This window comes from Bacillus sp. 1A, assembly GCF_052682215.1.
Genome location: NZ_JBQYLZ010000001.1, coordinates 1,706,962 through 1,728,850 on the forward strand (window position 1 = coordinate 1,706,962; position 21,889 = coordinate 1,728,850).

19 protein-coding genes are annotated in these 21,889 nt (G+C 36.4%); 13 read left to right on the top strand and 6 right to left on the bottom strand.

The genetic code is table 11. The features are described 5' to 3' along the window. Positions 1-58: 58 nt before the first annotated feature. The 12 genes from menB to gntP all read left to right on the top strand — a co-directional run bounded on the left by menB (position 59) and on the right by gntP (position 13,128). Positions 59-877 (top strand): 1,4-dihydroxy-2-naphthoyl-CoA synthase, encoded by an 819-nt coding sequence (menB, locus tag ACUN0F_RS08595; RefSeq protein WP_445539365.1) that lies wholly within the window; start codon positions 59-61, stop codon positions 875-877. A 161-nt stretch (positions 878-1,038) separates the two neighbouring features. Then, a complete protein-coding gene (locus ACUN0F_RS08600) occupies positions 1,039-2,484 on the top strand; it encodes an o-succinylbenzoate--CoA ligase (RefSeq protein ID WP_445540811.1) in 1,446 nt (481 codons plus the stop codon). After that, a complete protein-coding gene (menC, locus tag ACUN0F_RS08605) occupies positions 2,485-3,591 on the top strand; it encodes an o-succinylbenzoate synthase (protein ID WP_445539366.1) in 1,107 nt (368 codons plus the stop codon). Positions 3,592-3,982: 391 nt separating this feature from the next. Next, entirely contained in the window at positions 3,983-4,681 is a 699-nt protein-coding gene (locus ACUN0F_RS08610; protein WP_046956085.1) for a response regulator transcription factor, read from the top strand. Beyond that, positions 4,674-5,780: an ATP-binding protein gene (locus ACUN0F_RS08615; RefSeq protein ID WP_445539367.1), complete on the top strand. Its 1,107-nt coding sequence runs from the start codon at positions 4,674-4,676 to the stop codon at positions 5,778-5,780. The genes ACUN0F_RS08610 and ACUN0F_RS08615 overlap by 8 nt, the downstream gene beginning before the upstream one ends. A gap of 82 nt (positions 5,781-5,862) precedes the next feature. Beyond that, entirely contained in the window at positions 5,863-6,723 is an 861-nt protein-coding gene (locus ACUN0F_RS08620) for a M15 family metallopeptidase (protein WP_445539368.1), read from the top strand. Between the two features lie 359 nt (positions 6,724-7,082). Further along, positions 7,083-8,183 (top strand): amidohydrolase/deacetylase family metallohydrolase, encoded by a 1,101-nt coding sequence (locus ACUN0F_RS08625; protein WP_445539369.1) that lies wholly within the window; start codon positions 7,083-7,085, stop codon positions 8,181-8,183. Then, positions 8,161-9,264 (top strand): DgaE family pyridoxal phosphate-dependent ammonia lyase, encoded by a 1,104-nt coding sequence (locus ACUN0F_RS08630; RefSeq protein WP_445539370.1) that lies wholly within the window; start codon positions 8,161-8,163, stop codon positions 9,262-9,264. Before ACUN0F_RS08625 ends, ACUN0F_RS08630 begins: the two co-directional genes overlap by 23 nt. A 1-nt stretch (position 9,265) precedes the next feature. Next, positions 9,266-10,021, top strand: coding sequence for a 2-dehydro-3-deoxy-phosphogluconate aldolase (dagF, locus tag ACUN0F_RS08635; protein WP_000181913.1), 756 nt, complete (start codon positions 9,266-9,268; stop codon positions 10,019-10,021). After that, entirely contained in the window at positions 10,014-11,030 is a 1,017-nt protein-coding gene (locus ACUN0F_RS08640) for a sugar kinase (protein ID WP_445539371.1), read from the top strand. The genes dagF and ACUN0F_RS08640 overlap by 8 nt, the downstream gene beginning before the upstream one ends. After that, on the top strand, positions 11,030-11,755 hold the full coding sequence (locus ACUN0F_RS08645; RefSeq protein ID WP_445539372.1) for a GntR family transcriptional regulator: 726 nt from the start codon (positions 11,030-11,032) through the stop codon (positions 11,753-11,755). The genes ACUN0F_RS08640 and ACUN0F_RS08645 overlap by 1 nt, the downstream gene beginning before the upstream one ends. 47 nt (positions 11,756-11,802) lie before the next feature. Beyond that, entirely contained in the window at positions 11,803-13,128 is a 1,326-nt protein-coding gene (gntP, locus tag ACUN0F_RS08650; RefSeq protein WP_264462717.1) for a gluconate permease GntP, read from the top strand. A 137-nt stretch (positions 13,129-13,265) separates the two neighbouring features. On the opposite strand, the gene ACUN0F_RS08655 is transcribed toward gntP, so the two are convergent. Beyond that, on the bottom strand, positions 13,266-13,937 hold the full coding sequence (locus tag ACUN0F_RS08655; protein ID WP_445539373.1) for a YqeB family protein: 672 nt from the start codon (positions 13,935-13,937) through the stop codon (positions 13,266-13,268). A gap of 49 nt (positions 13,938-13,986) precedes the next feature. After that, positions 13,987-14,577, bottom strand: a complete 591-nt coding sequence (locus ACUN0F_RS08660; protein WP_264462718.1) for a TetR/AcrR family transcriptional regulator — start codon at positions 14,575-14,577, stop codon at positions 13,987-13,989. Positions 14,578-14,854: 277 nt separating this feature from the next. Between ACUN0F_RS08660 and ACUN0F_RS08665 the strand changes: the two genes are divergently transcribed. After that, a complete protein-coding gene (locus ACUN0F_RS08665; protein ID WP_001290407.1) occupies positions 14,855-15,052 on the top strand; it encodes a YjcZ family sporulation protein in 198 nt (65 codons plus the stop codon). Positions 15,053-15,102: 50 nt separating this feature from the next. On the opposite strand, the gene ACUN0F_RS08670 is transcribed toward ACUN0F_RS08665, so the two are convergent. From ACUN0F_RS08670 to ACUN0F_RS08685, 4 genes are all read right to left on the bottom strand, one after another. Next, entirely contained in the window at positions 15,103-17,079 is a 1,977-nt protein-coding gene (locus ACUN0F_RS08670) for an FtsX-like permease family protein (protein WP_097856758.1), read from the bottom strand. Continuing rightward, positions 17,076-17,828, bottom strand: a complete 753-nt coding sequence (locus tag ACUN0F_RS08675; RefSeq protein ID WP_000393250.1) for an ABC transporter ATP-binding protein — start codon at positions 17,826-17,828, stop codon at positions 17,076-17,078. Before ACUN0F_RS08675 ends, ACUN0F_RS08670 begins: the two co-directional genes overlap by 4 nt. Before the next feature lie 20 nt (positions 17,829-17,848). Then, a complete protein-coding gene (locus ACUN0F_RS08680) occupies positions 17,849-19,804 on the bottom strand; it encodes an FtsX-like permease family protein (protein WP_445539374.1) in 1,956 nt (651 codons plus the stop codon). 67 nt (positions 19,805-19,871) lie between these two features. After that, positions 19,872-21,851, bottom strand: a complete 1,980-nt coding sequence (locus tag ACUN0F_RS08685; protein WP_445539375.1) for an FtsX-like permease family protein — start codon at positions 21,849-21,851, stop codon at positions 19,872-19,874. Positions 21,852-21,889: the final 38 nt, after the last annotated feature.

Consider the following 21,889-nt stretch of genomic DNA (forward strand, 5'->3'; position numbering starts at 1 on the left):
TCTAAGAAGGAAGCTACACTTATAGAGGAGATCAAAAATATACAAGGAGGTAGTTGTAATGGCTATTGAATGGGTAACAGAAGGCAATTACGAAGATATTATTTATTCAACATACAATGGTATCGCAAAGATTTCGATTAACCGTCCTGAAGTACATAACGCATTCCGTCCTAAAACGGTAATGGAGTTAATCAACGCTTTTGCACACGCTCGTGATGATGCAAATGTTGGCGTTATCATTTTAACAGGTGAAGGTGGACGTGCATTCTGTTCTGGCGGCGACCAAAAAGTTCGCGGTCATGGTGGATATGTAGGTGACGACCAAATCCCTCGTTTAAATGTATTAGACTTACAACGTCTAATTCGCGCAATTCCTAAACCAGTTATCGCAATGGTAGCAGGTTATGCAATCGGTGGTGGACACGTACTTCATATCGTATGTGACTTAACAATCGCTGCAGACAACGCTGTATTCGGACAAACAGGTCCTAAAGTAGGAAGCTTTGACGGTGGATACGGAGCTGGTTACTTAGCTCGTATGGTAGGCCACAAGAAAGCTCGCGAAATTTGGTACCTATGCCGTCAATACAGCGCACAGGAAGCGCTTGATATGGGCTTAGTAAACACAGTAGTACCATTAGAAGAGCTTGAAGCAGAAACAGTACAATGGGCACAAGAAATCTTAGCAAACAGCCCAATGGCACTTCGTTTCCTAAAAGCAGCATTCAACGCAGACACAGACGGTCTAGCTGGTATTCAACAACTAGCTGGAGATGCAACGTTATTGTACTACACAACTGACGAAGCAAAAGAAGGTCGCGACGCGTTCAAAGAAAAACGCAGTCCGGACTTCGGTCAATTCCCTCGTTTCCCGTGATCAAACCAAAAGCGGAGCCGACTGTTTAGCCTCGTAGGAAGGCGTGAAACGACCGACTGTTCTAGCCGCTGTAGCTAGCTGAGATCAAACCGGAAACAAAACAACTAAGAGACTTGATGTCATATCAAGTCTCTTTCTTTCATGAAAGGAGAATGAATATGATGGAGACGATGCCGAATTGGTTAATGCAACGTGCATTTTTAACACCAGATCGCACTGCAATTGAAATAGAGGATGAAAAGGTTACTTTTATGCAGCTGCATGAAAAAGTAGTATCTGTTTGTGAACACCTTTCATATGTTGGGATAAAGCGTGGGCAAAAGGTGGCTGTTCTGATGAAAAATGGTATGGAGATGATTACAGTTATTCACGCCCTATCTTACGTAGGTGCAGTAGCTGTACTTTTAAATACGCGTCTTTCAAGAGAAGAGCTACTTTGGCAAATGGATGATGCTGAAGTTATTTGTTTAGTGACGGATCAAGATTTCGAGGCTAAAGATGTTCCTGTATATTCATTTGCCGAAGTGATGAATGGATCGAAGGCGGAAGCCTCTATACAAGAAGAATTCTCTTTAGAAGAAGCGATGACAATCATTTATACGTCAGGGACGACAGGGAAACCGAAAGGCGTTATTTTAACATACGGTAATCACTGGGCAAGCGCAGTCGGTTCTTCGCTTAATTTAGGGCTTCGTGATGATGATTGCTGGTTAGCTTGTATGCCGATGTTCCACGTTGGCGGTCTTTCCCTTTTAATGAAAAACATTATGTACGGAATGCGCATTTTACTCGTTCCGAAATATGATGCGAATTTCATTCATAAAGCACTTCAAACGAGAGGTGTTACGATCATTTCTGTCGTTTCTAAAATGTTAACTGATTTATTAGAGATACTTGGAGGAGAGACATATCCATCTTCTTTACGATGCATGTTACTTGGCGGAGGACCAGCCCCGAAACCGTTACTCGAAACATGTGTAGAAAAAGAAATTCCTGTGTATCAAACGTACGGTATGACAGAAACGTCGTCGCAAATTTGTACGTTATCCGCAGATTATATGTTAACGAAAGTAGGATCAGCTGGGAAACCACTATTTCAGTGCCAACTTCGTATTGAAAAAGATGGCGTAGTAGTACCGCCGTTTGTAGAAGGCGAGATCGTAGTAAAAGGACCGAACGTAACAGGCGGTTACTTTAACCGTGAAGATGCGACACGCGAAACAATTCAAAACGGATGGCTTCATACTGGTGACCTCGGTTATTTAGATGGAGAAGGATTTTTATACGTATTAGATCGCCGCAGTGATTTAATTATTTCTGGCGGAGAAAATATATATCCGGCTCAAATTGAAGAAGTGTTGCTTTCTCATCCGATGGTAGCGGAAGCCGGTGTTGTCGGTATGACTGACGATAAATGGGGACAAGTACCCGTTGCTTTTGTTGTAAAAAGTGGAGAGGTAACAGAAGAAGAAATTCTGCATTTTTGCGAGGAGAAATTAGCGAAATATAAAGTGCCGAAGAAAGCGTGTTTCTTAGAGGAATTACCACGAAATGCTTCGAAAAAATTGTTAAGACGAGAGTTAAGACAATTAGTGGAGGAGATGTAAGTGGAAATAAAAAAAGCGACACTTCATATAACGGAAATGCCACTCGTAATCCCGTTTGCTGCAAGCTACGGAACGTATGAAAAGCGTGAAAGTATCGTCATTGAATTAGAAAATACGGACGGATACATTGGATTTGGCGAAGTTGTTGCGTTCTCTGAACCGTGGTATACGGAAGAAACGGTGAAGACAGCGCTACATGTACTTCAAGATTTTTTAATACCGGATTTATTGAAAGCTGAAATTTCTCATCCGAATGAAATACCAGGGTTGTTCAAGCTTATAAAGAGAAACAGAATGGCAAAGGCCGGAATTGAAGGGGCTGTTTGGGATTTATATACAAAGTGTCAAAAGAAGTCATTAGCGACATTACTTGGTGGAACTAGGACTGAAATTGAAGTCGGTGTTGTAATTGGAATCAATACGATTCCGGTTATGTTAAAACAAATCGAGAAGTACGCGGAAGAAGGATACGAGCGTTTTAAAGTAAAAATAAAGCCAGAGCATGATTACGAATTATTGAAAGAAATTCGTAAAGAGTTCCCGCATATCCCGTTAATGGCTGATGCAAATTCAGCGTACACGTTAGCGGATACGGAGAAACTGAAACGATTAGATGAATTTCAATTGCTGATGATTGAGCAACCGCTAGCGGATTACGATTTTCTTGATCATGCACAGCTGCAAAAGAAAATTGAAACGCCGATTTGTTTAGACGAAAGTATCCATAGTTTAGAAGACGCGCGCGTTGCGATTACGCTTGGCAGTTGCCGCATCGTTAATATTAAACCAGGACGAGTGGGCGGATTAACGGAGTCGATTCAAATCCATGATTATTGTATGGAGCATAACATACCTGTTTGGTGCGGAGGTATGGTAGAGATGGGGATTTCACGAGCTCAAAATGTTGCTCTCGCCTCATTGCCGAACTTTACGATTCCTGGTGATATATCCGCTTCTAGTCGACATTGGGAGAAGGATATTATTTCGCCGGAAGTGACGCTTGAGGGCGGGAAAGTGATTGTACCGCAAAGCGTTGATGCTGAGTATGAAGTTGACCGCGGAAGGTTAGCGGAAATTACGAAGCAGCGGATAGTTTTGGAGCGGTGAATTTAATATTTAATCAGGATGCCCGCAAATAGCGATAGGATTTTGTCGTTAATTGTCGGTAAGTCGATATATTAAAAAAATCGTTGATATATTTCAAATTGTGTTCGATATATTTGGAAAATCGTCGATATAATTTCATTTACTATCACAGTACAATACGAAAAGGTTACTCCTGCGAGTAACCTTTTCGTATTGTACAAATTGGATAGACTAGTTTACAATCGAGCGTATAAAGTGAAACTTTAATCAGTGGGGGCATCCCCACTGATTATTAGCCCGCACCAATCGGGCTTTTATGGGCAGTTGATCTTCCACCTAACTTCTTTGATTCACCCGAATTTTGAGGTGGGAGTCTTACTGCCCGCAAATAGCGGGGGAAAGGGGGAGTAAAATGAAGCGCATTTCAATTTTAATAGTGGATGATGAGGCAGAAATTGCTGATTTAATTGAGATACATTTAGAAAAAGAAGGGTACCATGTTGTGAAGGCAGCGGACGGGGAAGAGGCAATTCATATTATTGAAACGCAGCCAATCGACTTAGTGGTTTTAGATATTATGATGCCGAAAATGGATGGGTATGAAGTGACGCGTCAAATTCGCGCGAAGCATCATATGCCAATCATTTTTTTAAGTGCGAAAACATCTGATTTTGATAAGGTGACAGGTCTTGTATTAGGTGCAGATGATTATATGACGAAACCTTTTACACCTATTGAATTAGTCGCACGTGTAAATGCACAATTACGCCGATTTCTTACACTAAATCAGCCGAAAGTAGCGGCGAATAAATCTGCTTTAGAGGTAGGCGGAGTCGTTATCGATCCTGAGCGAAGAACAGTAAATGTGTACGGAGAACAAGTTGAATTAACACCGAAAGAGTTTGATATTTTATATTTATTAGCGAGCCATCCGAAGAAAGTGTACAATGTGGAAAATATTTTTCAACAAGTATGGGCAGATGATTATTATGAAGGCGGAAATACAGTTATGGTACATATTCGTACATTGCGGAAAAAACTTGGGGAAGATAAAAGAAAGAATAAGTTAATAAAAACAGTGTGGGGAGTAGGGTATACTTTCAATGGCTAAAAAGATGAGAAGCTTTCGCTTGAAGATGGTTATGCTATTTGCGTTAAGTATGATATTTGCTGGCGGTGTAACGTATATCATTTATGAAGGGTTACGTATCTATTACAAATTAGTCGTTCGTTTTGAAGATCCATTAGCCCAATTCCGTTCAATGGTAAGACAAATTGGGGACGTTAATTTCTTTTTGATTATTTTCATTCCTCTATCCATTATGTTTTTCTTCTTCCTTACTAGGCCGTATTTAAAATATTTTGATGAGATTTCAAACGGAATTCATCATTTGGCAAACGGTGATTTTACAAATGAAGTGCGCGTTTCATCTAATGATGAGTTTGGATATATCGCACGTGAAATAAATGTAGCGAGTGAAAAATTAAAGGAAGCGGTTGAACGAGGAGACTTTGCGGAAAGTAGTAAAGACCAGCTCATTGTTAATTTAGCTCACGATTTAAGAACGCCGTTAACATCTGTTTTAGGTTATTTAGATTTAATTCTTAAAGATGAGAATTTGACGAAAGAACAAATTAAACATTTTTCCACAATCGCTTTTACGAAATCCGAAAGGCTGGAAAGTTTAATTGATGAATTATTTGAAATTACGAGAATGAATTATGGGATGTTGCAGCTGGACAAAAGACCAATTGATATAAGTGAATTGCTTATACAGTTAGAGGAAGAATTGTATCCGTTATTAGAGAAAAAGGGTTTAGAAGCGAGATTGAACATGGATTCTTATTTACCTATTAGCGGTGATGGAAAATTATTAGCGAGGGTATTTGAAAATCTTTTAACGAACGCGATTCGTTACGGGTATGATGGAAAGTTTGTCGATGTGAACGGATATATTGAGAGTGAAGAGGTAGTCGTACAAATTATTAATTACGGAGATAGCATTCCGGAAGAAGATTTACCGTATCTTTTTGATATGTTTTATACAGGTGATAAAGCAAGGTCAGAGCAACAAGGTAGTACAGGCCTTGGACTGTTTATCGCGAAAAATATTGTTGAACAGCATGATGGGAAGATTTCTGCTGAAAGTAATGTGATTAGAACGATATTTGAAGTGAGATTGCCAAAAGAAGAGAGCGAAGCAATTTAATAAAAATTTAAACTTTACCCCACTTTTTATTTTAATAGTTTTTTCTATTCTATACGTAAGTTACGTTAAGGAGGAACTAGAAATGAAAAAGTGGGTATTTATTTCTCTATTTATAGCATGCACAATCTGCGTAGGCGTTTATATATCACCACTATTTCAAAAAGAGATCGATGTTAAAATTGCAGACAAAGATAATACGGTAAGAGCTGCGAATACGAAAAAGATAGAAGTTACAAAAGAAGAAATTTATAAAGGGGACCTATTATTAGTTAATAAAGATTACCCAGTTAAAAAAGATAGTATTAGGTCTGACATTATAAATGTAAATCATAGTAGTGAATTAGTAAGAGGTTACGTCATATTTGATAGAAATCTTCGTTTATCTAAGGATGTTGTAAAAAAGTTTTTGAATGTTGTCGATGCAGCTGGAAAAGATGGAGTGCAGCATTTCTTAATGAATAGCGGCTATCGAGATTTTCAAGAGCAAAGTAAATTGTATAAAGAAATGGGATCTGATTATGCACTTCCAGCAGGATACAGTGAACATAATTTAGGATTATCACTCGACGTTGGATCTACGCAAAAGAAAATGGAGAAAGCGCCTGAAGGAAGATGGATTGAAGAGAACGTATGGAAGCACGGCTTTGTATTACGTTATCCGAAAAATAAAAGTCATATTACAGGCATTCAATATGAGCCGTGGCATATACGTTATGTAGGATTACCGCATAGTGCCATTATGCAAAAGGAGAAAATTACATTAGAGGAATATTTGGACTTCTTAAAAGAGAAAAAAGAAATCACAACGGATGTGGAAGGTAAGAAATATACGGTTTCTTATTATAAAGTATCCGGGAACAGGAAAGTGAATGTTCCAGCGAATAAGCAGTATGAAATTTCGGGGAATAATATGGATGGGGTTATTGTGACGGTTCAGGAATAGATAAAGAGGTTGTTCCGTTTTGGGACAGCCTTTTCTTATATAAGAAAGGAATTGACGTTTTTTTCGGTAAATCGATATTTCTTGTTGAATCGTTGATATATTTTGAGTTACGGTAGATATATTTGAAAAATCGTTGATATATTGCAGGTTATGATAGATATATTCGAAAAATCGTTGATATAATTTCCGAGACTATCATCATTTTAGAGGAGCATCTTTTTTATTTACTTTTAAACATTATAACGTTATATTTACTTCTCCTTTTTTTTATGTTACGCTAAACGTGTGAAAGAGATATAAAACGAAACTTTAATGTAAGCGTATTCTTATGGCTTCTTATAGAAAAGGGTGGAAATACAATGACAGAACGATTCGTACTACGTAATGTGAAACGTGTGAACGGGGAAGAGATTGACATTGTAATTGAAAATAATAAAATCGCACAGGTGACGAAAGCTGGTGCTGGCGAGGGTGGAACGATTCTTGATTACGCAGGTACTTACGTATCGAGTGGCTGGATTGATTTACACGTTCATGCTTTTCCAGATTTTGATCCGTATGGCGATGAGGTGGATGAAATTGGCGTTAAGCAAGGGGTAACGACAATTGTTGATGCAGGTAGCTGCGGAGCTGATCGTATTGCAGATTTAGTACAAAGTAGAGAGCAGGCAAAAACGAATTTATTTGCCTTTTTAAATATTTCTCGCATCGGTTTGAAACGAATTGATGAATTATCCAATATGGAATGGATAGATAAAGAGAAAGTAATAGAAGCAGTAGAAAAGTATAAAGATGTAATCGTTGGGTTAAAAGCGAGAATGAGTAAAAGTGTCGTTTGTGATAGTGGAATTGAACCGCTTCATGTAGCCCGCGATTTATCTCGTGAAACATCATTACCGATTATGGTACATATCGGTTCAGCGCCACCTCGCATCGAGGAAGTTGTACCTCTTTTAGAAAAAGATGATGTCATTACACATTACTTAAACGGGAAAGACAATAATTTATTTGATGAAGAAGGCAAACCGCTACCTGTGTTACTAGATGCAGTGAAGCGCGGTGTTCATTTAGATGTTGGTCACGGTAATGCTAGTTTTTCTTTTAAAGTAGCAGAAGCGGCGAAGCGTCACGGTATTGCCTTTAATACAATTAGTACAGACATTTACCGGAAGAATCGTATACACGGTCCAGTGTATAGTATGGCTCACGTTCTTTCGAAATTCCTTTACTTAGGTTATCCGCTAGAAGAAGTAATAAATGCGGTGACGAAAAATGCGGCAGAGTGGCTGAAAAAACCAGAGCTTGGTCGTATTCAAGAAGGCGATATTGCAAACTTAACTTTATTTACGGTGAAAGATGAACCGATTACGTTAATTGATTCAGAAGGAGATCAGCGCATTGCTGAAAGAAGAATTGATACGAGAGGGGTTGTAATCAATGGGTCATTCATTGAATGCTAAGTACGGATTAAAAAGAGTGATTAATGCGAGCGGTAGAATGAGTATTTTAGGTGTATCCGCTCCGGCAAATACAGTTATGGATGCGATGAAACATGGTGGACAAAATTATGTGGAAATTGCTGATTTAGTAGATAAAGCAGGAGACCATATTGCGAGAATTCTAGATTCAGAGGCAGCGGTCGTTGTAAATTCAGCATCGAGCGGAATTGCGCTTTCTATCGCTAGTATCGTTACAAAAGGAAATCGCCGTAAAAGTGAAAGACTTCATCAAGAGGTCATCGCGAAAAACGAAGTGATTATGTTAAAAGGTCATAACGTTCAATACGGTGCGCCTGTTGAAACGATGATTTACTTAGGCGGGGGTAAACTTGTAGAAGTTGGCTACGCAAATGAAGGGAAAGCAGAGCATATTGAAGATGCGATTGGTGAAAATACAGCAGCAATTCTTTATGTGAAGTCACATCACGCCGTGCAAAAAAATATGATTTCTGTTGAAGAAGCATGGGAAGTTGCGCAGCGAAATAACATCCCACTTATCGTCGATGCGGCAGCTGAAGAAGATATTCAAAAGTACGTGAAGTATTCAGACCTTGCCATTTATAGCGGTTCAAAGGCAATTGAAGGACCAACTTCTGGTATTGTCGGTGGGAAACGAAAATATATCGAGTGGCTGAAAGTGCAATTACATTGCATCGGAAGAAGTATGAAAGTTGGGAAAGAAACAACTTTCGGCTTACTTCAAGCACTTGATGAGTACGGAGTAAAAGAAGATAAGAGCCAGCAAGAAAAAGAGTTATTACAAGTACTTATGCCGCTAAAAGAATTAAATGGTGTAAATGTAACGATCGTTCAAGATGAAGCAGGAAGAGCAATCTTTAGAGCACGTATTCACATTAACGAGAACGAGTTAAATAAATCAGTAAAAGACGTCGTAACAGCATTACGCGAAGGGGAAATCGCAATTTATACACGTGATTACGGAGTAAGACAAGGATTCTTTGATATTGATCCACGTCCACTTCAAGGTGATGACATACATGTAATTGAAGAAAAAATGAGAGAAATTGTAGGGGGAAACTAAAATGACAAACATTCAAAAACGTTTTTATAAAGGCCGCGTAGCATTAAATGTATTAGCGAACAATATCGAAAATGCAAAAGACATTTTTGAGGCAGCAGAAGGTTATGTAGTTGTTGGAGTGTTATCAAAAGACTATCCAACAGTAGAAGAAGCTGTTACAGCGATGAAAGCATACGGAAAAGAAATTGATGACGCTGTATCAATCGGACTAGGAGCAGGGGATAATCGCCAAGCGGCAGTTGTAGCTGAAATTGCGAAGCATTATCCTGGTAGCCATATTAACCAAGTGTTCCCTTCAGTTGGAGCGACACGTGCAAATCTTGGCGGAAAAGATAGCTGGATTAATAGTTTAGTATCACCAACAGGAAAAGTAGGGTACGTAAACATTTCTACTGGTCCAATTAGTGCAGCTGGAGAAGAAAAAGCAATCGTTCCAATTAAAACAGCAATCGCACTTGTACGTGATATGGGCGGAAATTCATTGAAATACTTCCCAATGAAAGGCTTAGCTCATGAAGAAGAATATCGCGCGGTTGCGAAAGCTTGTGCAGAAGAAGGATTCGCATTAGAGCCAACAGGCGGAATTGATAAAGAAAACTTCGAAACAATTGTACGTATTGCACTTGAAGCAAACGTAGAGCAAGTTATCCCGCACGTGTACTCTTCTATTATTGATAAAGAAACTGGTAATACGAAAACAGAAGATGTTCGTGAATTATTAGCAGTCGTGAAGAAGTTAGTTGATCAATATGCGTAAGAAAATTGCAGCATTTGGTGAAGTAATGATGCGCCTGCAAGTACCAGGATATGAATTGTTGTCGCAAGCTAACACATTAAATTACTCATTTTCTGGTACAGGTGTGAACGTGGCAGCTGCACTTTCTCATCTAGGGCATGAAGGGTTTCTTATTTCAACTTTACCGGAAAACTCGGTTGGAGATGCGGCGGTATCGCACATTCAAAAGTTAGGCATTCAGTCATCATTTGTTTCAAGAGGCGGTAAATATGTCGGTATGTACTTTTTAGAAAATGGATTTGGTGCACGTGCAAGCCGCGTTACATATTCAAATCGATTAGAAAGTAGCTTCAATACGGCATGTGAAGAGATGTACCGATTTGAAGAAATCGCCAAGGAAATTGATATCGTTCATTTTTGCGGCATTACACTTGCGATGAATGATACGGTGCGCCATCATATGAAATCTTTAGCGAAAGCAGTTAAAGAAAGCGGAGGCACGGTCGTTTTTGATTGCAATTATCGTCCATCTCTTTGGGGAGAAGACGGGTATGAGCAGGCGAAACCACATTATGAAGAAATGTTAGGGCTAGCTGATATTGTAATGATGAACGAAAAAGATGCAATGTTCGTTCTTGGAATGAAAACAGAAGAGACAGAGCGAGAGGCGCAACTTGTTGATCTTATTCCAAAGGTTGCTGAAACATATCAGATTGCTACAATTGCTGGTACACATCGCTCTATTAATAGTGATAATACACACTCGCTTCGCGGGTTTATATGTAAAGATGGTGCGTTCACTTTTGCAAAAACACTTACGTTTTCTGTATATGATAGAATAGGTGCTGGAGATGCTTATACGAGCGGGATTATTCATGGCGAGATAGAAGAGTTTGCACCAGAGAAAGCTGTTTCATTTGCGTCAGCAGCTGGAATGCTTGCACATACAATCGTCGGTGATACGCCAATGTCATCAGAGAAGGATATACTTCGGGCAATGACGGCATCAGTAGGTGATGTAGAAAGGTAGTGGGTGTAACGGTGAACGTAACGAGAAAAAAAGGACCATTATATTTACAAATAAAAAACATTATTCGTGATCGAATATTGCATGGTGTATATGCGATTCATACGAATATTCCTTCCGAACCGCAGTTAGAAGAAGAGTTCAAAGTGAGTAAAATTACAGTGCGTAATGCAATTAAAGAACTTGCTCAAGAAGGATATTTGGAAAAGAAAAGCGGTAAAGGAACGAAAGTCATCCGTAATACTTCTGCGACAAAGTTGTCAAAGGGTAAGAAATTTACAGAAGTGTTAGTGGAAGAAGGATATAAAGTACAAAAGAAACTGCTAAAAGCAGAAATCGTTCGTAATGAAGAAGGAACAGTGCCATTTCGATTATTCGGTAAGGAAAGTTTTCGTATCGAACGTTTATATACGTTAAATGATGCACCGTACATTCATTATACGCACTATTTCTCAGCACACATGGCAAGTACAGATTTATCGGACTTTGACTTGCAATCGCTTTACGATTTAGTTGAAGACCGAGGTATACATTTAGAAAACTTCAGAGATGAATTCGCTGTTGGACTTGCGCCTAGTTTTGTTGCAGAAGCGTTAGGTGAAAAAGAGGGGACAGCGTTATTAAAACGTATGCGCTATTCTTACGATGAAGTTGGCGAAGTAATTGAATATAGCGAAGGCTACTACAACACAGAAATGCAGCATTATGTAGTGAATTATGACGTATAAAAGGAGGGTATTCGCCCTCTTTTTTTATAAAGTAAGGGGAATGAAGAATGGATATATACTTATTAATCGTCACGTTACTTGCGATCGTGATTGTTATTTTAGGGGTATCATGGTGGAAATGGCATGCATTTATTAGTTTAACAGTTGCGAGTTTATTTTTAGCTATCATGTCTGGATTGAATTTGACGAAAATAGTGACTGCCTATGAAACTGGTGTCGGTAGTGTACTAGGGCATCTAGTTGGTATTTTAGCTCTCGGAACAATTTTAGGAAAAATGATGTCCGATTCAGGGGCCGGCATGCAAGTGGCAGACTTCTTTATTCGATTTTTCGGTGTAAAGAAACTACCTTGGGCTATGTTATTTGCAGGATTTGTTATAGGGATTCCAGTATTTTTTGAAGTGGGGATCGTCATTTTATTACCACTTGTTATTTCCATTCGAAAAACGACGAAGCAAAATATATTATTAATTGCGTTACCTGTTATTGCTGGATTATCGATTGTACATGGGCTCGTGCCACCACATCCAGGGGCGATGACAGCAATCGGTATTTATAACGCGAACTTAGGAAAGGTACTTTTATATTCATTAATTATTGCGTTACCAACAGCCATTATTGCAGGACCGATATTTGCAAAGTGGGTGCATAAAAGGGTTATACCTGAAAATGAACCAGAGCTTGTTCGAGTTACGACAGTATCAACTGATTTACCGAGTCGTAAAGTTTCATTTTTTATTATTTTATTACCAGTTGTATTGATGATTTTATCAGTAGTGGCACCATATATTTCATTACCGAAAAAGATGACTGAATTTTTTGTATTTATAGGAAGTCCAGTAATTGCTTTACTTATTTCATGTTTTGCAGCATTTTATTTACTTGGAATAAGACAAGGAATTAATAAAAAGGTCATTAAAAAATTAACGGACGAAAGTTTACTACCGGTCGGTTCCATTATTTTAATTATCGGTGCAGGCGGTGGATTTAAACAAATATTAATTGAAAGCGGCGTTGGAACGGCGATTGCACAAATGGCAGAACATATATCGTTATCACCAATTATATTAGCTTTTATGGTAGCTGGATTAATTCGAATTGCAACAGGTTCAGCGACAGTAGCATTAACGACAGCAGCAGGAATTGTTTCACCAGTTATTCAGCACATGTCTGGAGTGAATTTAGAATTGCTCGTTATTGCAACAGGTGCGGGATCATTAATGTTTTCTCACGTAAATGATGCAGGATTCTGGCTTGTAAAAGAGTATTTAGGATTAACGGTGAAGGAAACGTTTAAAACGTGGACGGTACTTGAGACATTGTTATCATTTATTGCATTTGGCTTTGCGCTTGTGTTGAATATGTTTCTTTAGGGAGAAAAGCCCATTTAAATTAATAAAACCCACAGGAGAAATTCAATTTCTCTGTGGGTTTTGCTATTTTTTTGAGCGTAGTTACTTAAAAGTATACAGGGCGAGGTGCTTTTTATATCTTTTTTTCTATTGTCCTATTATTTAATAGAACGGACATACTGATCTTCTCCTTCGTCTTTGACAAAGACCCCCAGCTCATTCAAATCTTTGCGTAAATGCTTCTTTTTTTTCGAGTTTCCTTCTCGAAGGGCATTTCGTCTTTCATACAAAATAGTATTTATGCTTTTATTAAATCGCTCATCCTCTAATTTCCATAAGCTATACTCATGTTTATAAGGATCTTGTTCCACCCAGGGGAAGCCGTGCATTACGAAAGTATCTTTAATTTTGCTTGGGTTAATGTCAGATGTTTCACGTAACCATTCTCGGTCTTCTTGATCAATGATAACCACTTGACGCTTATCTACAAAAACGGCGTTTACATTTGATCTGGTAATTTGTTTCTTTTGATCATCCTTATTTACATGAATGCTTTCCGAAGTAATGTTCATTTTTAAAGCTTCACTATAAATAATTAAAGAAAATAAAATTCCTGCAATAACACCAATTAGCATGAGGATAATTGGAAGCCAGAAGGGGTTAATAGAATTTGAAAGTTCTATAATTTTCGAATCAGAAAAGAGAGGAATCCTTTTTATAATCTCTATTAATTTAGGTGAAAAATATCCAATAATGCCTAAAAGGATTGGACTTACTATAGCAAGTAACTTTTCTAAAAAACCTAATCCAATGGCAGATGTCTTTTTCATGTGTAGTTCATCCTTTCTTAATATATATTTTTTCAAGATCAGGGCATGTTTAAAAAATGAGTTTCTTCACCATTTTTATGAGCTCATCTGAGTAATTTTCTATAGATATAGATGAATTCGCCTTCAGCATTCTTTCTTCGATTGCTCCTAAAATAAATGAAGCTAATGTGTCAGTTTGGAAAGAGTTAGAAAACATCTCATTTTGTTGACCGTTCTTCAAAATATCTAATAACATTGTTCTAAGAGCATCTTCTTCTTCTTCTTCGATTCTGTAATAAGGAATGTTTTCTTCATTTCTTGCATTAAAGACAATCTCAATTAAGGCAATATTATTTTTGTAATGAGTTTCTTGATAAGCCAAATGTGCTTCAATAAAAGCCTCTAGTTTGTTTATTTCAGATTGAGCTAATAGCACACGATTACTAATAAATTCATGTTGTTTGGCAATTAAAAATTGTAATGTGCGATTCATAAGGTAAAGCTTATCGTTAAAATGATAAGAAATAAGTCCCGTACTAATTTTAGCCTTTTTTGCTACCTTCGTTAAGCTTAAGTTGTTATATCCAACCTCCTCTAATGTATCAATACATGCAAGAATAATTTGTTCACGTCTAGCCTCTGCAATAAAAGAATCAGTCACGCTATCCAACTCCTAATTTATATAATTTGAATGTATAATCAAAAAATTGATTGGTCATTTAATTAAATGTTAGTAAGAAATTAAGAGTATGTCAAATGCTTTATGCTTACATCTGGATAAGGCTAATTCACTTTTTAATAAAGTCCAATTCCTAAAACAAGCCCGTTTTTAATAAGGTCAAGCTTCCTATTCGCCCTGAAAACATACTATAAATGGAATCCCCTCATTTAGAGCAAGAAGAACTTGTTATGAATGATACTAAAGGAGGAATAGAGTAATGAGCGAAAAGTGTGAACACAGACATGATGATTGTAACCGCAGAAACCATGGTTGCGGAGGCGGTTTTGCGCTTCTAATCGTTTTGTTTATTTTATTAATTATCATCGGTGCTAGCTGCTTCGGCGGAGGCGGAGGCGGTTGTGGTTATGGTGGTTACGGCGGTTATGGCGGCGGCTATGGTGGATATTGCTGCTAATTAAAAACTATTGAAAATAGCCTTGTGCATAATGCACAAGGCTATTTTATTCATATTTTTATATGCTGTGATAATTTATTAATGTATAGAGAACGGATTAAGAAGAAGAAAATAATCTCGATAATCCCGAAAAAGGTGAGTACAATCAATAACTCTTTTAGTAAAGAAAAAGCGAACATGCTTTGTAAAAACTTAACCGCAAATAGCGTGTGAACACCAGCAACGATATACGGAACGAAAAATAAAATTCCTAATTGAATCGTTGCAGAACGAAACATTTCTAATTCAGTTAATCCAAGCTTTGTAATTGTAATGTACTTTTGTTTTTCATTCGTTAAGTCGTTATACATACGGAAGTATAAAACACTAGCCGCACCGATAAAGAAAATAAAACCGAGAAATGCCCAAATAAAGAATCGAGCGACTGCATTTTCCTTACTGTGAATGAGTTCATCAGTAGCTGTATCAATATGAAATGGCAGGCTGAAATTTTCTTCACCCTTATGTGCTTCATACAAGGTTTCTGAATCGTGATCTAAGCTTTTTAATATGTTTTTTGTTGGGATAATTGCATTTTCCCAATTTTCTACGAAGTAGTTATAAACTGTAATTGTTTCAATATGAGGAATCATATTTTCAATTACTTCATCTTGCATCACAATTAAATGAGGTAATGTAAAGAGTGGCGCGATCCCTTTATTAATAAAACCTTTAATTTGAAATTCTTTTTTATTAGAACCAAGTGTAATCGTATCCTGCTTCGCAAATGGGTTAGACACGAGATTTAGTAGTGCTGGTGAATAGCGAGAAATACTATAAACTTGTGTAGAATCAAGAGTGATTTCTGGTCGGTTTAATTGCTTTGCAATTGCGTTATAATCACTCATTTTCATAATGGAAATTGACTCTTTTGAAGCTGTATCTTTTAAAACGGTAAACTTATATTTGTTATATTGAAAATTAGCATTTGTAAGTTCAGTTTCAATCGTAGTAATATGCTTTTGTTCAAATGAATTAACACCTTCTGATGTATAGGTAAAGGGTATTGGATATCGTTCTAGTATGGATGCTTTCGTATTATTATTAGCAGCAAATAACCCGATAATAATTGTAAATGCAAGGGCAGATAGCATAGAAACGATAAAGAGTACATTAATATTACTGCGGGTACGAGAAACTAAATCTGAAATCCATAACATATTTATTTGTTTCAAATAAAACTTTCTTCGTTTCTTTAAAATATAGATGAAAAGAAGAAATGTTTGTGAAAAGAATAAATATGTCCCGACTACTACGAGCGGTAAAATAGATAGCATAATTAAGAATACAGATCCATTTTGTGCATTTTTTTCAGTTACGTAGCCTTGCGGATAACCGGCGATATAATAGCATAGCCCTAAACAAATTACAGCAAATAATGAAATAAGTATAGACGGCTTTTTTTCGTTTTTTTCCTTTTTATTATTTTTAATTAATCGAGTTGTCTTACGAGTACGAATGAACATCGGTGTAAACGTAGATACGATGAGAAATAAAATAATAAAAGTTATTGTTGTAACGATAATTGCTTCTGTAGGCCAATATAAATAGAGGCCTTTTGCGTTTGTTAATTTAGAAGTAACGAGTAAGAAAAAGTTAGAAAAAACAAGACCGCCTTGAATACCGGCAAAAATAGCGAGTATTCCAATTATCATATTTTCAGTAAACAAAAGTCGTTTTAATTGTTTTTGAGATATACCGAGAACAGTTAAAACGCCAAATTGCTGTTTACGTACATTTAAAAATGTCCCAATAGAATATAAGAGAAAGAAGAACGAGAACAAAACGATAACAAACTGTGCCATTCCGGCTAAGTTCATGAGCGGATCTTGTTCATGCAATTTATTCATAATTTGTAAGCGTGGATGATACGCGTATACGGTAAAGGAAAAGAAAACCATGATAGAAAACGCACTACTTACAAAATAAGCGAAATATGCTTTCGAATTACGCGAGACATTTTTAAATGCGAACTGCCAAAATGTCATCCACGTCTTCCTCCTAGTAATGCTAAAACATCTAATATTTCTTGATAAAACTTCTCACGGTACAATCCGCGGTGCAGTTCGTTGTAAAGCTCTCCATCTTTAATAAAAATAACACGGTTACAATAACTTGCTGCAAATGGATCGTGAGTAACCATTAAAATTGTTGCATCTTCTTCTTTATTTAATTTCGTAAATAACTCCATTACATCGATTGCTGCTTTCGAATCTAAATTTCCTGTCGGTTCATCGGCAAGTAGAAGTGACGGGTGATGAATAACAGCACGTGCTACAGCAGTACGCTGTGCTTGTCCGCCAGAAACTTCAAAAATACGTTTGTCTAAAATATGATCAATGCCAAGCTTTTTTGAAATGTTATCAAGCTTTTCGTCCATTTCTTTTAATGGAACATTATCTAACGTTAAAGGGAGTACGATATTTTCACCGATTGTTAGTGTATCTAGCAGGTTAAAGTTTTGAAAAACAAACCCTAACTCTTGGCGGCGGAAAATAGCTAATTTCTCTCTACGAAATGTGTGCGGTTTTTTTCCGTTAATTACGACATCACCAGAAGTGGGTGAATCAATTGTAGAGATAACGTTTAAAAATGTAGATTTACCACTACCAGATGGTCCCATGATAGCGACAAATTCACCTTTATCTACATGTAAATTTATATTTTTTAAAGCAGTATGAGGGACTTTTCCTTCATACACTTTTGATACGTTTTTTATGTGTAAAACTTCTTCCATAGTAATCACCTTTCTATCCGTTAAAACTTAATATGTTGTGATAATTTTTGCATATAGAAGGAACGAATTAAAAGGAAAAATATCACTTCAACTGTTCCAAAAATCATCAGTACGACTGTAATCTCAGCGAAGAACGAGAGATGTAAAACTTCTTGTAGCATCTTTGTCGCAAACATCGTATGGATCGATGCCATAATGTATGGAACAAAGAACAGAATCGCAAGTTGAATTGTAGCAGATCGTTTCATCTCGGCTTCTGTTAAACCGATTTTTGTAATCGTCACATACTTTTCTTGCTCACTTGTTAAATCTGTATACATCCGGAAGTAAAGAACACTGCCAGCACCGATAAAGAAAATAACACCTAAGAAAGTACCAATTAAGAAGAAGGAAGCGACATTTAGTTTAGTTGTGTATAGAGAATCACTTGCTTCACTTGCATGGAAAGGTGGGTGCTCTGCTTGAATTTTTATTTCGTCGTTATCAATCTTTTCTACAAATGCTGAACCGATGTTATTAGCTTTTTCCCAATCGTTAACTTTAAAGCTATATACACTCATCTGTTTTGAAGCTGATGATAATGCCTCTACATTTTCATCAGATAATACGAGTAATTGTGATATTAAGCTATTTGGGAATGGATTATAACTTTTATATTCTTTTATGCGTAACTGTAAAGAATTTTGGTTCAGCGTAAGCGAATTTTTCGTTTTTTGATTATGAAGTGTTTCAAAAACTTGATTATCTAAATCTTTAATAAGGATATAAGATTCATTATTCTTCACGTGGAGATTTTCCCAGTTTAATGCTTTAGCAAGTATATTATAGTCACTTTGTTTAATTGCATAATAGAGCTGCGGTGTTTCTTCCGCCGAAGATACTTCATATATATCCGTTTTAAATTGTTTATAAGTAAATTGTTCTTCGTTAAACTTTTGTTTTAACCAATTTAAATGTTCATCCGCTAACGTATTTTCAGTATGTGATAAATATGTAAAAGGAAAAGGGTTTTCCCTTACTGCATCAAACTTTGTAAATTTCCCAAAACCGTATAAGAACGTAATCATAGTGAAAGCGAGTGTTGATAGCATCGCTACAATAAAGAGCATGTTAATGTTTGTCCGAATGCGCGCTGCTAAATCAGAAATCCAAAGCATATTAATTCGCTTCATATAAAATGTTCTTCTCGTTTTTAATATACGAATGAGTAAAAAACTAATTTGTGAAAAGAAAAAATATGTTCCAGCTGCAACGAGTGAAGGAATGACAAATATACTGGTGACGGCGTACAAAATTCCAATTACGTCGCCAAGCGATATGAAATATAGCGGATTTGCTGCTAGTACGTATCCAGATATTAAACATATCGCACCAAATAGGGAGATGAGCACAGATGCTTTTCTTTCTTTTTGTTTTGTTCCTTCTTTTAAAAGACGTACAGCTTTTCTCGTACGAATGAGCATCGGTGTAAAAGATGATACGAGAATGAAGAGTCCAAGAAAGATGATCATAGTTAAAATAATAGCACTCGTTGGCCAATATAAATATAAACCAGGTACATGTGTAATTTTGGCGGTAACTAGTAGAAAGAACTGTGAAAAGACAAGTCCAAGTTGAATGCCGAAAAAGATGGAAAGAACACCAATTAGCATGTTTTCTAGAAATACAAGTCTTTTTAATTGTTTTTGAGATATACCAAGTACTGTTAAAATCCCAAATTGTTTTTTTCGTACTTTTAAGAAAGTACCGATTGAATATAGTAAAAAGAAAAACGAAAAGAATACAATAACAACTTCTGAAATTGTCATTAATATGCTCAAAGCATAATTAACGTCTGTCATATGCAATTTCGGATGAAATAAATAAACTGCAAATGAGAAAAAAATTGCGATGGAGAACGCACTGCTTACAAAATAGGCGAAATAAGCTCTGGCGTTCCGTGTGACGTTTTTAAATGCAAACTGCCAAAATGTCATTTGCCTAGCCTCCTAGTAGGATGAAGATGAAAAGAGTATAAGAAATACTCTTTTCATTAAGTTTGTTTTAAATGATTTGTCCACTCGTGTACTGTGATAATTTTTGCATATAAAGTGAACGAATGAAGAAGAAAAATACGATTTCAACGAATCCAAAAATAATAAGAACGGCTGAAACTTCTTTGAACAAAGATAAACCAATTACATCTTGTAGCATTTTCGTTGCGAACATTGTATGAATGGATGCCATAATGTACGGAACGAAAAATAAAATACTAAGCTGAATGGTTGCAGATCGTTTCATCTCTGTATCTGTTACACCGATTTTAGAAATGGTTATATACTTTTCTTGTTCGTTCGTCAAATCGGTATACATTCTAAAGTAAAGAACGCTACCGGCCCCGATGAAGAAAATAACTCCTAAAAATGTTCCGATTAGGAAGAATGCAGCACTACCAGATGTTATTCTGTATAACGATCCTGCTGATTCAAAGGATCGAATAAGAGGTCCTTCATACTGGGATTTATTTCGATCTTTTTGGACCTTTTCTATAAAAGTATCAGCAATTTTATACGTCTGTTCCCAGTTTTGCATTTTGTAATTGTACGCCGATATATGCTTTACCGTGTTGGGGAAGTTACTCACGATAATATCAGGCAAAACTATCGTTTGATATGCAAAGCCAGATGGAATTGCATTGACATGCTCATAGCCTTTTACTCGTAATTTCGTATTTGTACTAGAGATTGTAATGTAATCTCTTTTATAACTTTGCTCAAATTCGTTGAATATAGTGATATAAGACGTCCCCGTTAAAACATATGCCTCGTTATCATTCATAAATAGTTGTTTCATTCGTAAAGAATCCGCAAGTTTGTTATAGTCACTTTGCTTAATTGCGTATACGTCATTATAAATAGCTATACCTTTATCTTCTTCTAGTGGTGTTTCATATATATCAGCTTTTATTTTTTCATAAGGGAAATGCTCTTTTTGTAATTGTTGCTCAAGCCAATTTAAATGCTCCGTAACAAAAGGATTCGCATCATAAGAAAAATAAGAAATTGGGAAAGGAGAAGTTCTATTAACCTCTAGTTTAATAAATTTCCCGAACCCATATAGGAACGTAATCATTGTGAAAGCGATAGTAGATAGCATTGCTACAATAAAAAGCATATTAATATTCGCTCGAATACGGCTTGCTAAATCCGAAATCCAAAGCATATTAATCCGTTTCATATAAAATTTTCTTCTCGTTTTTAAAATGTAAATAAGTAAGAAACTAATTTGTGAAAAGAAGAAATATGTTCCGATTGTCACAAGCGTTGGGATAACGAAAATACTTGAAACCATATATATAATACCTATTTGTGGGCTTACTGATGCGAAATATTTAGGATTCCCAGCTAAAGCATAGCCTCCAAATAAACAAATCGCTCCAAATAAAGAAATAAGTATGGATGGTTTTCTTTCTTTTTGTTTTCCAACATTTATTTTTAAAAGGTGTACCGCTTTTTTTGTGCGAATTAGCATTGGTGTCAATGCTGATACAATGATAAAAAGACTAAGGAAAACGATGGTCGTTAAAATAAACGCGTTAATAGGCAAGTATAAATATATGCCTGGTACGTGCGTAATTTTTGCTGTCACTAATAAGAAAAATTGCGAGAAGACAAGTCCAAACTGCATACCGAAAAAGATAGATAAAATACCGATTAACATATTTTCCATAAAAACGAGACGATGTAATTGTTTTCTAGATATTCCTAAAACGGTCAAAACGCCGAATTGTTTTTTTCTAACTTTTAAAAAGGTGCCAATGGAATATAGTAAAAAGAAGAAAGAGAAAAATACAATTACTACTTCTGAAAATATCATTAATCCTGAAATTTCAGAGACTATGCCAAAGTTTTGTAGTTTTGGATGAAATAAGTAGACTGCAAATGAAAAGAACACAGCAATTGAAAACGAACTGCTTACGAAATAAGCGAAGTAAGCTCTTGAGTTGCGCGTTACATTTTTAAATGCAAATTGCCAAAATGTCATAGACTATACCTCCAGATAGAAGATATAGAAGTAGTTTT